Source organism: Lonsdalea iberica (genome assembly GCF_002111585.1).
Classification (GTDB): Bacteria; Pseudomonadota; Gammaproteobacteria; order Enterobacterales; family Enterobacteriaceae; genus Lonsdalea; species Lonsdalea iberica.
On the sequence record NZ_LUTP01000034.1, the window covers coordinates 1 to 14,157 of the forward strand.

At 56.4% G+C, this 14,157-nt stretch carries 13 protein-coding genes; 1 reads left to right on the plus strand and 12 read right to left on the minus strand.

Annotated features, from left to right (window positions below; translation table 11 throughout):
• From AU511_RS12620 to AU511_RS12645, 6 genes are all read right to left on the minus strand, one after another.
• On the minus strand, positions 1 to 4,110 hold a 4,110-nt coding region (locus AU511_RS12620; protein ID WP_139829377.1), incomplete at its 3' end, for a type I polyketide synthase.
• A gap of 32 nt (positions 4,111 to 4,142) precedes the next feature.
• Positions 4,143 to 5,543, minus strand: coding sequence for a class I adenylate-forming enzyme family protein (locus AU511_RS12625; protein WP_240503827.1), 1,401 nt, complete (start codon positions 5,541 to 5,543; stop codon positions 4,143 to 4,145).
• Entirely contained in the window at positions 5,543 to 6,079 is a 537-nt protein-coding gene (locus AU511_RS12630) for a coronafacic acid synthetase (RefSeq protein ID WP_094109901.1), read from the minus strand. Before AU511_RS12630 ends, AU511_RS12625 begins: the two co-directional genes overlap by 1 nt.
• Positions 6,076 to 7,224: a beta-ketoacyl-[acyl-carrier-protein] synthase family protein gene (locus AU511_RS12635; protein WP_094101873.1), complete on the minus strand. Its 1,149-nt coding sequence runs from the start codon at positions 7,222 to 7,224 to the stop codon at positions 6,076 to 6,078. Before AU511_RS12635 ends, AU511_RS12630 begins: the two co-directional genes overlap by 4 nt.
• Positions 7,218 to 7,715 carry a 3-hydroxyacyl-ACP dehydratase FabZ family protein gene (locus AU511_RS12640; protein WP_205756452.1) on the minus strand — a complete coding sequence of 166 codons (498 nt, stop codon included), beginning with the start codon at positions 7,713 to 7,715 and terminating at the stop codon, positions 7,218 to 7,220. The genes AU511_RS12635 and AU511_RS12640 overlap by 7 nt, the downstream gene beginning before the upstream one ends.
• Positions 7,715 to 7,984: an acyl carrier protein gene (locus AU511_RS12645; RefSeq protein ID WP_094109902.1), complete on the minus strand. Its 270-nt coding sequence runs from the start codon at positions 7,982 to 7,984 to the stop codon at positions 7,715 to 7,717. The genes AU511_RS12640 and AU511_RS12645 overlap by 1 nt, the downstream gene beginning before the upstream one ends.
• 767 nt (positions 7,985 to 8,751) lie before the next feature.
• On the opposite strand from AU511_RS12645, the gene AU511_RS12650 reads away from it, so the two are divergent.
• The gene (locus AU511_RS12650) at positions 8,752 to 9,681 is read left to right on the plus strand and encodes a LysR family transcriptional regulator (RefSeq protein ID WP_094109903.1); all 930 of its coding nucleotides are present in this window, start codon (positions 8,752 to 8,754) and stop codon (positions 9,679 to 9,681) included.
• A gap of 118 nt (positions 9,682 to 9,799) precedes the next feature.
• Here AU511_RS12650 and AU511_RS12655 read toward each other — a convergent pair whose 3' ends face one another.
• The 6 genes from AU511_RS12655 to AU511_RS12680 form a co-directional block, all read right to left on the minus strand.
• Positions 9,800 to 10,504, minus strand: coding sequence for an HAD family hydrolase (locus tag AU511_RS12655; RefSeq protein ID WP_094109904.1), 705 nt, complete (start codon positions 10,502 to 10,504; stop codon positions 9,800 to 9,802).
• Between the two features lie 64 nt (positions 10,505 to 10,568).
• On the minus strand, positions 10,569 to 11,480 hold the full coding sequence (locus AU511_RS12660) for a tagatose-bisphosphate aldolase (RefSeq protein WP_094109905.1): 912 nt from the start codon (positions 11,478 to 11,480) through the stop codon (positions 10,569 to 10,571).
• A 3-nt stretch (positions 11,481 to 11,483) separates the two neighbouring features.
• Positions 11,484 to 12,053: a P-loop nucleotide/nucleoside kinase family protein gene (locus AU511_RS12665; protein WP_094109906.1), complete on the minus strand. Its 570-nt coding sequence runs from the start codon at positions 12,051 to 12,053 to the stop codon at positions 11,484 to 11,486.
• A complete protein-coding gene (locus AU511_RS12670; protein WP_094101878.1) occupies positions 12,050 to 12,487 on the minus strand; it encodes a PTS sugar transporter subunit IIA in 438 nt (145 codons plus the stop codon). Before AU511_RS12670 ends, AU511_RS12665 begins: the two co-directional genes overlap by 4 nt.
• A gap of 6 nt (positions 12,488 to 12,493) precedes the next feature.
• The gene (locus AU511_RS12675) at positions 12,494 to 12,853 is read right to left on the minus strand and encodes a hypothetical protein (protein ID WP_167372035.1); all 360 of its coding nucleotides are present in this window, start codon (positions 12,851 to 12,853) and stop codon (positions 12,494 to 12,496) included.
• On the minus strand, positions 12,819 to 14,156 hold the full coding sequence (locus AU511_RS12680) for a PTS sugar transporter subunit IIC (protein ID WP_094101880.1): 1,338 nt from the start codon (positions 14,154 to 14,156) through the stop codon (positions 12,819 to 12,821). Before AU511_RS12680 ends, AU511_RS12675 begins: the two co-directional genes overlap by 35 nt.
• Position 14,157 lies beyond the last annotated feature (1 nt).

Genomic DNA, 14,157 nt, shown 5'->3' on the forward strand with positions numbered 1-14,157 from the left:
GACCGGATGCGGGCTGCACTCCAGGAAGGTCATGGCGCCGGAGCGGGTCAGCGACAGGACGCGATCGACAAAATGGACGGGATGGCAGAGGTTGTCGCACCAGTATTTGGCGTCCAGCCGCGTGCCGTCGAGCGGGGTATCGTCAAGATAGCCTTCGACGGTGCTGTAGAAAGCGATGCGCGTGGGGCGTGGCGTCACCGTGGAGAACAAGGACATCAGCATCGGACGCAGTTTATCCATCCCCGGCGAGTGTCCGGCGACGTCGACGGCGATCCGTTTTGCTCGAATGCTCTCTTTCTTACAGCGTTGCAGGAGGCGGGCGATCGCTTCCGCATCACCGGAGACCACGGTGGCGCTGGGGCTGTTAAAGACCGCAAGCGTCAGCGCATCATCGCGCTTTTCAATAAACGTCCGCGCGTCGCCGCCACTCAGTCCGATCATCGCCATGGCGCCGCTGCCGGACATCGTGAGCATCAGCTGGGAGCGCAGGGCGACGATCTTCACGGCTTCCTCTAGCGTCAGCGCGCCAGCGATGTACGCAGCGGCGATTTCCCCCTGAGAGTGTCCGACCACGGCATGGGGTTCGATCCCGAAAGATTGCCACAGCCGCGCTAATGAGATCATCACGGCGAACAGCGCGGGCTGCACGACATCGACGCGTTCGAGCGTCGGCGCGTCCGGCGACGACCGCAGAACGTCGATGAGCGACCAGTCCGTATAGGGTTTCAGTGCCTCGGAGACCTGATCGATGGCCTGACGGTACACCGAAAACGCGTCGTAAAGCGCCATGCCCATTCCCGGCCACTGTGAGCCTTGCCCCGGAAAAACGAAGACGCGTTTGCCCGCGCCAGACGGCGGCACGGTGTCCTTGAGCACCGACGAATGATCGCCGCCTTCCGCCAGCGCCGACAGGCCGTCGAGCAGGCTGTCTCTCGTCGGGCCCCATACCGCTGAACGGGCGGGGAAACGACTGCGGGAAACGCCCAGCGTATAACCGACGTCAATCGGGTCCAGTTCGGGATGGGAAAGGATGAATTCATGCAGGCGTGCCGCCTGATCGCGCAGCGCGGACTCTGTTTTCGCGGCCAGCGGCCACATCATCTCGGTAGGCGCGGCGGGGTGTTCCGTCGTCACCGAAGGCGCGAACGGCGGTTCTTCGACAATCAGGTGACCGTTGGTGCCGGAGACCCCGAACGAGGAGATCGCGGCGCGACGAGGATGCTCATCGCTTCGCGGCCAGGGCAGCGGTTCGGTGAGCAGCTCGACCGAGCCGGTCGACCAGGCGACTTCCGAAGAAGGCGCGGTGACGTGCAGCGTGCGGGGCAGTTGCTGATGCTGAAAAGCCATCACCATCTTGATCAGCCCGGCCACCCCGGCGGCGGCCTGCGTATGGCCGATGTTCGATTTTATCGACCCCAGTCGTAACGGGCGTTCCGCCGGGCGCTGTCCATAGGTGGCCAGCAGCGCATTGGCTTCGATCGGATCGCCGAGGCGCGTCCCCGTGCCGTGGGCTTCGACGACATCGACGTCTTCCGGCTGCAACCCAGCATTGGCCAGCGCATGGCGGATGACCTGCTGTTGCGCCGATCCATTCGGCGCGGTCAGGCCGTTGGAGGCCCCATCCTGATTGACGGCGCTGCCGCGGATGACGCCTAAAATCGTATGCCCGTCGGCCTGGGCCTGCGACAGCGGTTGCAGCAGGAGCATACCGACGCCTTCGGATAATCCGACGCCGTCGGCTGATGCTGAAAAAGCTTTACAGCGGCCGTCGGGAGCCAGCACGCGCTGCTGAGAGAAGTCGATCAGGACGCCCGGCGTAGGCATCACCGTCACGCCGCCCGCCAGCGCCAGCTTACAATCGTTGCTGCGCAGCGCTTCGCAGGCCGTGTGGATCGCCACCAGCGAGGAGGAGCAGGCGGTATCGAGGGTGACGGCTGGACCATTCAGTCCCAGGCTATACGCCACGCGGCCGGAAGCCACACAGGTGGCGGTCCCCATGTAGCCATAACCGGAAACGTCTTCCGAAGCCTGTTGAAGGTGCGGGCCATACTCGGTGCCCATTACGCCCGCGAAAACGCCGGTGCGGGTGCCGTGCAACGTCGACGGATCGATGCCCGCACGTTCAATCGCTTCCCACGATACCTCCAGCAACATGCGCTGCTGCGGTTCGATCGTGACGGCTTCGCGCGGAGAAATGCCGAAAAACGCCGCGTCGAACCCGGTGGCGCCATACAGGAAATTGCTGGTGCGAGCGGAGATCTTGCCGAGTTTGCCCGGCTCCGGGTTATAGAGATGGGCCGTATCCCAGCCGCGGTCGGACGGGTAGTCGCCGACGGCATCACGACCTTCGGCGACGAGACGCCACAGAGATTCTGGATCGCTCACTCCGCCGGGATACCGGCAGCTGATCCCGATGATGGCGATTGGCTCGTCGTTGCGGCCGTCCGTCGCGTAGTCTTCCTGACCGTCTTCACCTGTGGACAGGCCCAGCGCCTGACGCAGATGCTCGGCGACCGCGCGGGGCGTAGGGTGGTCGTAAACCAACGTGGAAGGCAGTTCGAGCCCCGTCGCCGAGGAGAGTTCGCGGGCCAGCTCCACCACGGTCAGCGAGGTAAAATCGATGTCGCGGAAAGCCTGCGTCTCAGAGACGAAGCGCTGTTCCGTCAGCAGTTCGGTTTTAGCGTCAATGAGTGCGAGTAGGACTTCCCTCTGCTCCGCAGGGGAGCGGTCCAGCAAGGCTGCGCTATCGATCATGTCATCCGACTCAAGGGACGGACGCGAGAGGAGTTTTTCCGCCCCGGCGTCGGTACTCGCGGGCGTATGCTGAACGTCGGTAGTTAGCGTGACGTCGGGAAAGAATTGTTGGCAGACCGCGCTCCAGTCGAGCGATGCGCCGTTGAGGTAAGCGTGCGTGAGCGCGAAGATGACGCTATGTTCATCTCCTTTTCTGCGTTCCAGCGTTGAGATCGCCGCGCCAGCGACGCCTTCTTCGCGCAGCAGCTCTTCAATGACCGCCGTCAGGACGGGATGAGGGCTGACCTCAATAAACAGTCGATAGCCGTCACGAATCATCGCGCGCAAGCTTTTCTCGAACATCACGGTTTCGCGCAGAATGCTGAACCAATATTCGGGCGTCATCTGATTGTTGCCCAGTGGCTCGCCGAGGACGGAAGAGTAAAAAGGCACGCGCGGCGAGGCGCTGGCCGTCGGAGCCTGCGCCACCACCGCGTCGCGCAGGACGTCGACATGACGGCTGTGGCCCGCCACCTCTCCGCCCGGTACTTTCCAGGCCCATAATCCTTCCGTCTTGAGAACTTCCAGCAGCGCATCGACAGCCGCGAGATCGCCGCTGGCGGTCACGCTGCGGGGACTGTTGATGGCGGCGATGCTAAGCCGACCCTCCCAACGCGCCAGCAGCGGTTTTATGCGATCGACGGACGCGGCGATGGAGACCATGGCGCCCTGGCCTTCGATTTGGGTCAGCGTCTTGCCCCACAGGCAGGTTACCTGGGCGGCATCCTCGCCGGTCAGGTGGCCGGAGGCATATGCCGCTGCCGCTTCGCCGACGGAATGACCTACGACCGCCGTTTCTTGTACGCCGAATGAGCGCCACACATCCGCCAGCGCCGAGGCGAGTGCGAATTGAAGCGGTTGAATTTGTACTAACCGGGTGAACGGTTCTTCGGCGACGATGGCGGCCGCCAAATCCCAGTCGGTATGCCGGCGTACCGCTTGGGCATAGTGCTGAAGACGTTCCCGATAAGCGGGGTAACGTTCCATCAGTTCCGCCGTCATGCCCGGCCAGAGCGGCCCTTGTCCGGGGAAGACGAAGACGGGGCGGCAGCGATCGTCGGCGACGCCTTTAATGACATTGCGCGCGGCGCGTCCCAAAACCAGGGCCGTAAGGCCTTTTTCCGCCTCGTTGTGATCCTTCGCGAAGACGGCCCCTCGATGATGCCCATGCGTCTGCGAAAGTTGCCGGACGCAAAGGGCGTGCAGATCCTGGGTGGAAGAGGCCTTTTTCACCTCGGTCAGCAGACTGTCGGCCGCGGCTGACAGGGCATCGGGGGAGTTGCCTGATACGATCAGGGGTAAATTCATCAAATTCATGTGACTCATCCTTTTGTCGAGGCGGGGGCCGGTTAGGGCGCTGTTTTTCTCCAGCCGGTGCTGAAGGCGGGATGTAGCACCAGATGCGTCGGCTGTTCGCTACGCAGCAATACGCTACCGAGCTGTCGTCGAATGTCGTTTTCCTTCAGCGACGCGTCTTCGCAGTAAACGTCGAGCGTAAATGCCGCGTCCTCGCCGTCGCCGTTCTGTACCCAGGCTTCCGCTCTCACCACGCCGGGGAGGGTTTCGGCGATTTCGCAGATGGATTTCATGCATACTTTCTCCCCGCGGCTCATCACATAGCTGGGTTGCCGTTGGCGGAAGAAAAGGTAGCCTGCGTGGTCGATCTCGAACAGATCGCCGGTGTGGATCACGTGCTTACCGTCGTCGTTGGTTTCCGATTCTTCAGTGTGCTGACCTAACCGCTGTTTCATCCCTGTGGCGGTTTCGACGATCAGTTCACCTACCGTGTCGTCGGGATGCTCTTTCTTCAATGAGATGTTCACGCCTTCCATCGGTACGCCGACTGAGGCGTAGCGTTCGGGCGACTCCAGGTGGGCGGCCAGCGTCGCTACCCGAGGGCCGGCCTGAGTCAGACCATAGGTTAGGTAAACCTCAAGGCCGGGATTGCGCGTCAGGAGTGCTTCCACTGAGGATGGCGTGAGCGCATCGCCGCCGACGGTCAGTCGACGCAAGGGGGACGGGAGTTTGCCGGATTCAGATTGCAGCCAGGCATTCACCATCAGCGGTGTCAGCGAGGACTGCGCTATCTGGTAGTCGCGGATCGTCCGTTCATAGTGCAAAGGCGTGAACGGCGGACCGGCGATAATGGCGGTGCCGCCGAGTGAAAACGTCGTCAGCAACTGCGCGACGAAGGCATAGGAGTAGTACATGGGCAGATTAATGAGTACCCGATCTTCGGCCGTTTGTCCGATCGCTTCGGCGTGGCGTAAGCCGTTGAGTAACAGTGCGTCGAGGCTGAACAGACAGCCGCTGAAGATGCCGGAGGTACCGGACGTCAGCAGGATCACCTCTCCCGGCTGATAGTATCGGACGCTCAAATCGTCCAGATAATTGAGTTTGATGCGTTCAGACAGCGGGTAGGCGCTGATCTGCGGTAGTCCCTTGGGGGTATTCAGCGAAATCAGCGCATTGGCGCCAAGCACGGCGGCGATACGATAAATACGAGACGGCGGCGCGGAAGAGGGCAGCAGCACCGGAACGGCGCCCAGCGTTAGCAGGGCGAAGACGATGGTCACGAACTCGATGCTGTTTGGGATGGTGATCATCACCGGCTCGCCGGGCTGTAACCCCAGATCCTGCATGTTATCCAGCACCTCGGGGAAGTTGGGGACGGTCTCAGACCGATCCACTTGCACCAGCATGTCTAAAAAGCGTTGCGCTGCTTCCGGCGTCATTGTTTTGTTCGTCATCAGTGAGTCCCCCCTTTGTCGATGTGGGTGAAGATGACGCTAGTGACCGTATGCCCGGCGGGATCCGCCTCGTGACAGGTGACGATCACATGGCTGGCCGCGTGTTCGCTGAGCCAGTTTCGGGCAATCGCGGCGGCGGCGGGGAGTCCTTGTTCCGCGGGCATCGAGAGCACCATGCTCGGGCCGTTAAAACCGAGAAACTGGCCCGGCAGGGCGCAGACCAATCCGGGGCAGGCGCCGGAAAAACGCAGTGGAGAGATGCGACCCGACGAGATGGCGGCTCCGATCTCCCGCAGGGTATGGGCAGTGCACTGGTCGCTGATGACGATATGCCCCACGGTGCGTTTGGCCGCGCAAATCGCCTCCCGGTCTTTTTCCAGTGCGAGCTCGACCGCGTCATAAACCATCCACGCTAGCGGATCGGCGTAGAGCGATGCTTTCCGCCCGGCTTTCATCGCGGCTAAGTCCGCCGCGACGGCGTGACCATAGCCGATGGCGGGCAGGTCGCACACAGCGATAACATCCTGTTCAGTCATACTGTCGTTCCCTCCCATTTCTGGAAAACGAGGCAGGTATTGAAGCCGCCGAAGCCCAGCGTCACGCTGATCCCGTAGCCATAACGTATCGGCATCGGGGCGCCCGCAGGCATCGGCAGCGTGACTTCAGGCATCGGCGTTTTCAGCCCCTGAATCGGTGGTACATGACCGGTTTCCAGCGCCTTCAACACTGCGACGGCTTCGATAGCGCCCGTCGCCCCCAGCGCGTGTCCGAGCGCGCCCTTGGTCGCAAAAAGGGTGGGGGGATGAGGCACGTCGGAGAACAGTTGGGCGTAGGCGCGGGCTTCCACCAGATCGTTGGTCGCCGTGCCGGTGGCATGCGCATTAATGATGGAGACGTCCGACGGCGCGATCCCTGCGCTTTGCAGCGCCCGCTCGACCGCCAATACGACGTTTCGGCCCGATATATCCGGTGCAACGGCGCTGGCGGCGTCATTCGAGGAACCGGCGCCCGCGAGGATGCCGTAAGGCTGCGCCCCTCTGGCCTGTGCATGCGCTGCGGTTTCAAGCACCAGAAACGCGGCGCCTTCTCCGAGTAGCGTGCCGTTGTGGCTGACGTCGAACGCATTCAGATGGTCGGGTGACAGCGTGCCGAGTCGTGAATGACTAAGCCGTTTGCCCAGCGTGAGCGTGTCTGCGCCGCCGCAGACGCAGATTTCCGTCATGCCGCTCTTTAGCAGAGCCAGTCCTGCCTGGATGGCGTCAGCACCGGCGGAGCAGGCGGTGGAAACCGTCACTGGGGCGTTGATGCAGCCCGCTTCGTAGGCCGCCCTGTTGGACCACGCGGATAGTGAAACGGTATGCTCCGGCTGGTCGAGATGGGCGCCGAAGCTGGTGCCGATCACGGGCAGTAGACCGGGATCGTCCGCAGAAAGTCCGGCGTCCTCCACGGCGCGCGCCAGCGTGGCGCGCGTCAGGCAATCCTGACGTTTGTCCGGCGGCCAATGTAACGGCAGTTCGGGCACAACGGCGGCGTAGTTGGTGCGTAAAGGCAGCGGTGAAGCGACCTCGACGATGCCGGACTCGCCGGCGAGCAGAGATTCCCACGCGGCGTACAGCTCTGAGCCGAGCGCCGTTGACCACGCCATCCCGGTGACCCAGACAGGCGAGCTCGTGTCTACCATAGCTGTTCTCCCAACACTGAGATGTCTTTACGGACGAGAGAGCCTTTCAGCGTGCCGACCACCTGGCCGGAAACCTCGGCCTGGCAGGTAAACGTCATAAAGTCGTCACGCAAGCTATCGCAGTGCATGTTGAAGATCAGGACGTCGCCGGGGACCACGACTCGGGTGAATCTCGCCTTCACCGAGCCGACGAGCGTGATCTCGTCCTGCCGCAGCGGCGAGGTCGAGACTTGAAACAGGATGATCCCGGCCTGGGAAATGGCCTGCATCATGTGGCTGGCCGGAAAGACGGCCCGTTCAGGGAAATGTCCGGCGATGGCGTCGGTCTGGCCGGAAACGGCCATCAGGGCCGTCAGACTTTTCCCTGGCTGATAATCCGTGACGCGGTCAAGGAAAATCATCGGATGGCGATGCCGCAGCCAGCGCTTCAGTTCGGTGAATCCCATGACGCGTGAAGACGGCGTTGTCGGTTGAGTTGTCATCTCGTTCATTAGGCATTTTCCCCTTGTACAGAGGAAGAGGTGAGGCGCTTGACCAGTTGCGTTAGCGTGTTGACGGAGTGGAAGTGTTCCGGCGTAAAGTATTCATCTTCAATCTTGATGTTGAAGGCGTATTCGCATTGCGCGCGCAGTTCGCTGAACCCCAGAGAGTCCAGCCCGAGGCCGTCTCGCAGGTTGATGTTCGGGTCAATATCCGAGCGGGGAGTACTGATGAAAAGGTCGTCGACCAGAATGCCGATCAGGGTGTCTTCAATGTTCAAAGTGGTATCTCCATATAGCCGATTAACAGATGACGTTCAGGGTGAATAAGCAGGACGTCACGGTGACGCCTGATAAAACCAAAAAGACTTAATACGGATAACCCGATGGTGATTGGCGCAAACCCGAAAGAAATAATAACCTTTAGATAATATTTTTTGTTTGATGTTTTTTGATTGCATTAATAAAGCTTATTTTGTAAAAATAACGCTAATGTTCTGAATGGTTATTCATTCAGGTGAAGTCAGTGGTTTATTTTACGGGGCTCTTATTGTTTGTTTATAAAGAGTTTGACGGTGATTTTTTGTAAATTATTCCTTGTTAAATTAATGGTCGAGCCTGTAGGGGCTCGATTACGGGCGTTTCTTTATTCTTGTTGTGAAGCACAAGCTTCTTTTTTAACGTTTAATAAAAAACATGAAATAAATAACAGTGATAATTGAATGCCTTTCGACACCACTAAGAATCATTATGAGAAAACAAAACGAAACGATTTGTCATAGTGTGATAGGGTCGATGAAAGCTAACAATGATTTTTTATATCGTAGATGTGGCTTTAGAGAAAAGGGAAAATAGTTTTCGGAATATGATTCTTTATCATGGTGGGGAAGGAGACAAGGTAATCATTGACGAATTAGAGATTTATCACTTAAGTGACTTTTAAAAGTTTTTATTGTTGTAGTTTCAGTGCGTTTGAAATAAATTTTTCGTGCAATCGACACCCGTGGTTGGGATAAACTCTTTTAGTATAAAATGGTGGTATAAGACTATGGATTGGTTGAAAACTCCTCCGTTATACGCTTTGAAGGCCTTCGAATCCGCCGCCAGGTATCAATCATTTACCTTGGCGGCTGACGAACTGTCCATAAGTCAAAGCGCGGTCAGTAAGCATGTTCAAACGATAGAATATTTTTTTGGTCGTCGATTATTTGAACGCAATGGACCCAAAGTGGTTCTTACTTCTGATGGACTCGGTTTTGCCAGAGAAGTTCATGAAGCTTTTAATTCGCTATGTCATGCTTGTGAGCAATTTTCGAGTACCGAAGAAATTTTAAAAGTCAGTGCGCCAGTGACCTTTTCACTCCGTTACTTTATTGCCGTATTACGGAAATTGGATTTGGATAAAAACTATCCTCGTATTGTGCTGGATAGCCATAGGTTCGGGGATGATTTTATCGATGTTAAGGATTTGAAAAGAGAGGGTTTTGACGGAATAGTTCAATATCTACATCGCGAGGAACGTTCCGATAAGCATGAGACGACTTTATTACTGGATGAGTGGGTGGTTCCAGTTTGCGCCGCAGGTTTATTAACGCCGCATATCGGAAAACCAAAGATGGACATCGAGTTGTTAGGCTACACGACAACAGATGAAAAACTGTCGTTATGGCACGAAAAAGTCCCCGAAGATATTCATCTTACGGCTATAAAGCGTCAAGATTTTAATTCGATGGATTTGGCGATAAGTGCCGCACTTCAAGGGTTAGGGGTCGCCATCGTTGATATTAACATGGTGAAAAAAGAGCTTAAAAACGGCACATTAGTCCTTCCCTTTAATTATGCGGTCAAAACGGGCGCGGGCTACTATTTTTCCTGGCTAAGAAATAATTTGAAATCTGATAAATTAATTGCGCTTAATCAGTTCCTAAAAAAGGAAATATTGGAGGAACGATTAGCATTTATTCACTACATCGATTGATATTGATCGTGTCGTCAGCCTAATAGCCATGTCGCCCAGTTTCTTCAAGGGCCAACGGGAGCGTTCCTTATCCCGTGGGGAAACGAGACGTTTATCTCGTAAAGCGCGTTATATGTCCTTAAAGGCGGCCGTGGCGCTTTGTTGAACAATGCTCGAAACGGCGTATCTCCGCAATCAGTTGCGGCATGGCGTCGATCACCCGATCGGCGCCAGCGTCGAACAGCCGTGTTCGGTGGCTCGGAGTAGTATGCGCACCGCCGGTAAACCCCACCACAAACATCCCCGCTTTTTTCGCCGCCGTTACGCCGTGGACGGAATCCTCAATGACGAGCGTATGTGACGGTGCAATATTCATGACTTGAGCGGCATGCAGAAAAATATCAGGCCAGGGTTTGCCGCGTCCCGGCCCCACATCGACCGCGGAGAAAATATGCGGCGTGAAAAGCGACTTTAAGTCGACTTTCGTTAGCATAAAATCCAGCTGTTCCGCACTTGAATTGGAGCAGATACAGCGGGGAAGGGCGATCTGGGATAGGGTCTCCCGCACGCCAGCAATACTGACCAACCTGTCGGCGAAAGCATTCATCAGCAATGGTTGGAATGCCTGACGAAAATGGGGCGCGATAGTGACGCCTTTGTCCGTGCGGATCTGATCGATCAGTTCATCCCAGGCCAGCCCGCTGTAACGATGTGTAAACTCATCACGCCCAATATCCACCCCCTGCTCATTCAGCAAAGAGACCGTCAGCTCAATACCGATAATCTCCGAGTCGACGAGGACGCCGTCACAGTCGAAAATAATCAATGGCATTCTGTCTTTCATGATTTCTTCTCCAAAAAGCGGCCGAACACCGTTCTCGGCGTCGGCCAGCCGTTGAAAATGGCGATCAGGCGCTAATGCGTTGCGGCCGATATTTCACCAGTAGCCGCTGGATGTCCCGCAACCGGGGAACGGCGATGGTCGTCAATCTTTCGCGAGTGACGCTGCGGTCGAGAGAGATGCAGTCTTTCCAGAGTGAGCGGCCCGCGATCACCCCGGATGCGCCGTTGCGAAGCGCGACGTCGACCTGCTGCAGGAACGTTTCGTGGTCGACGCCGGCGGACAAGACGGCCCACGGCACGTCTCCGCAGGTTTCCGTGACGGCAGCGCAGGCAGCTTCTGAACCCGGATAGGGGATTTTCAGCACTTTGGAACCACAGTCGATACAGGCGCGGCAGCCTTCCAGAATCAGCTGGGGGATTCTACGCTGATAGTCTTCTTTGCTTTCATTTTCCAGCGGATAGGTCAGGAACTCGACGACCAAGAACAGATCTTCCCGAGCGAAATCGGCGATGACGTTGCGCAGTGTCTCCAGATTGGCGGTATTGGCCTCCGGCGTATCCATGCGCAGGTAGATCATGATCTTACCGCCGGTCGCCCCCAGTTCGCGCACTTTACGGGCATTGATGCCTTCCACCATGTTTGAAATGCGATAACCTTCGGGCGAGGTGTCCCAGCCAGAAGCATCAAGGCCGATCAACAGGCCGATATTGCGCGGGACGACGCCTTCATCGATGATGCCAGGCACGGCGCAAAGCGGATCGACCAGCACGCAGCCCGCCTCCGACGCCAGATATTGCGTAATGTCGTATTTGGTTTTCCCCAGCGTCTCGTTGCTGATGTTCGCCTGTTCTTCCGGCGTATCGGCTAATAGCGTTCTCATTCCGCCGCGTTGATCGCAGGCGACCACCATCATGGCGCCGGTATTGTCGCAAATCATTTGGTAACCACGACGTTCTGCTGTTGTCATTTTGTTCATGGATTAATTCCTCGTAGGGGATAAGAAGTAGGGTTCAGGATGGTTAAGGCGCTCGCCGACCCAGGAAATAAGACGTTCTGTCTCGATGCCTTCATCCTGATCCACGGTGAATATCGGGCCGAACGCCATGGGCTGCGCCTTTTCGGCTAAAGCAATTAATTCGGGAATGTATTCTTCGCCGGGGTGTCCTTTTACCCGGCAGTGGCAGCGCTGGGAATAACGCTCCGCCACCCGCTCAGGCGAAATCTGATTCCATATTTCAATGACGGTTTCGCAGCCGCACTGCGACAGGTAATCAGCTAAAACGGACTTATCCCGAAATCCAAACCAGGCATCTAAAATAAATACCGTATTCGAGGGCGAATCTTTTACGATATTAAACATCGCCGCATAAGCGGAATAACCCAGTTGGCGATTCAATGGTCTATCAATTCTGTCGGCGAACTGCACCATGAAGGGTTCTTTAATTTCATCGATGCTTAAAACCGGTAAATTGAAAAAGTCGGCAATCCGCTTGGCAACATGACTTTTTCCTGATGCCGGTATGCCATTAACCAAAATCAGTGTTTTCATAGCAATCCAAGTATTTCATCGACGGTGGTGGCGAGTCTTATTCGGCTTAACGTGTCCTCGTTATCCAGAAGGCCGACAATAGAGGCGATGCCTTCCGTAATATGTGAGTCACCATTCACGCCGCCAAACATCACGATAATATCGACCGGTTCGCTGCCGTTCATTGATATGGGCGTCGCGAGCGTCACCATACTGAAACAGTCTTTAATAACGCCGCATTCCGGTCTGGCATGAGGAATGGCAATCCCTTCATCAAAAACATAATAGGGGCCATATTCCAACGTATTATCGATAACCGCTTTAGGGTATTCAGCGGTGACAAAGCCTCCCTCAATTAATGGCGTTGCCGCTTTCTCGATAATCTCCTGCCAGGCATTGACGTTGATGCTGACCTGAATAAATGGATGTTGAGCAAGAAATGATTTGATCGTCATATCGCCTCATATATTTTTGCGGATGGTATTTCTTAACTCATCCATTCTCAGGAAAATATCGTCAACCTGATGTCGATACGGCTTAGAGGCTGAGAATGTTTTTATCGCCTGGGTATATTTCACCATCAGCTGTTTTTGAATGGTGCTATCCGCTGGGTTGTTCTTGAGTCCGGATTCCAGCTGTATGATCTCCGCGTGAAGCGTTTCCGCCTCTTCGCTGTTTTCATTTTCCGGTCTTCCTGGCGTTTTTTCTGATTGAAAGAGATGCTTTAATTTCGCGAACATATTTTCTCCTCGCGTCGTGATGGCATAACCCGCGCGTTCTGCCGCCTTATTTGCCCAGTTTTCTATTCGCCATCCAGACAATCAGGATGACGAAGGCGATGAAACCGATGACGAACGGCCAGTCGTGCTGGAAAGCATGGCCGAGCACCAGCCCAGTGCTGATGACGTCAGAATCGCTGAACGTCACGCCTTTGAAGCCGAAGGTTTCGAGCAGCGGCACCAATATCGCCGGTAGAAAGGTAATGAACAGGCCGTGAACCACGCCGCCGATAATCGCGCCTTTTCTGCCGCCCATGGCGTTGCCGAAGACCCCGGCGGCACCGCCCGCGAAGAAGTTGGTCAGCAGACCCGGCAGGATCATGGCGAGCCCGAATAGCGGGAAGACCAGCATTCCGATAATCGAGCCGACCGTGGTCGCCAGGAAGCCGACGATGACGGCATTGGGGGCGTAAGGGAACAGCACCGGGCAGTCGAGCGCGGGTTTGGCGTTAGGCACCAGCCGCATGGCGATGCCGCGGAAGGCGGGCACCAGCTCATTTAACAGCAGGCGGACGCCGCTGTAGAGTACGAAGACCCCGGCCACGAACTGCATAGACTGCATAAACGCGTACATGATGTAGTTGGTCTCGCCCGCGAACTGTGCGATGTATGCTGACCCGGCAAAGACGGCCGGAATGAGGTACATCGGCACCATGATGACGGCCATCGACAGGTAGGTGTCTTGCAAGAATTTGAAGTTGTCGGGCAGTTCCAGATCTTCGGTGGAGCGCGAGTTTTTACCGATGGCACGCGCTACCGCGGCCTGTACGAGGTAGCCGATGGTGCAGAAGTGCCCGAGCGCCACGTCGTCCGAGTCTGTGATCTTTCTGACGATAGGTTGGGCGATGGCCGGCATCAGCACCGCCATGATGCCGCCGAAGATCCCGCCGGTCAGTATCAATGTTGCGCCCGTCAGCCCCGCTTTATAGCCGATCACGGTGCCGATAGTGGCCATCCAGAGCAACGCCTGGCCGGTAAGGAAGATATATTTGAATGGCGTGATCCGCGCGATAAGGATGTTGACGGCAAAAATGACCAACAGCGTCAGCGCGACTTCGGAACCCAGCTCGCGGTTGGCGACGCCGGCAATGGCCGCCACATCCGTGATATACCCTTGCATGCCAAATCCGTGGGTAAAAATATCGTTCAGAAAGGTCAGGGCGGCCACAATAATATTGATACCCGCCATCATGATCAGAAACCCTAATAAGGTTTTGAACGTCCCCTCCACGGTTTTACCGACGGATTTTTTTTGTAGAATAAGACCGAGCATAGCGATTAATGCGATTAATATTGAAGCCTGGCCTAGAAAATCAGTCACAATAAAATGAATAATAGCGTCCACA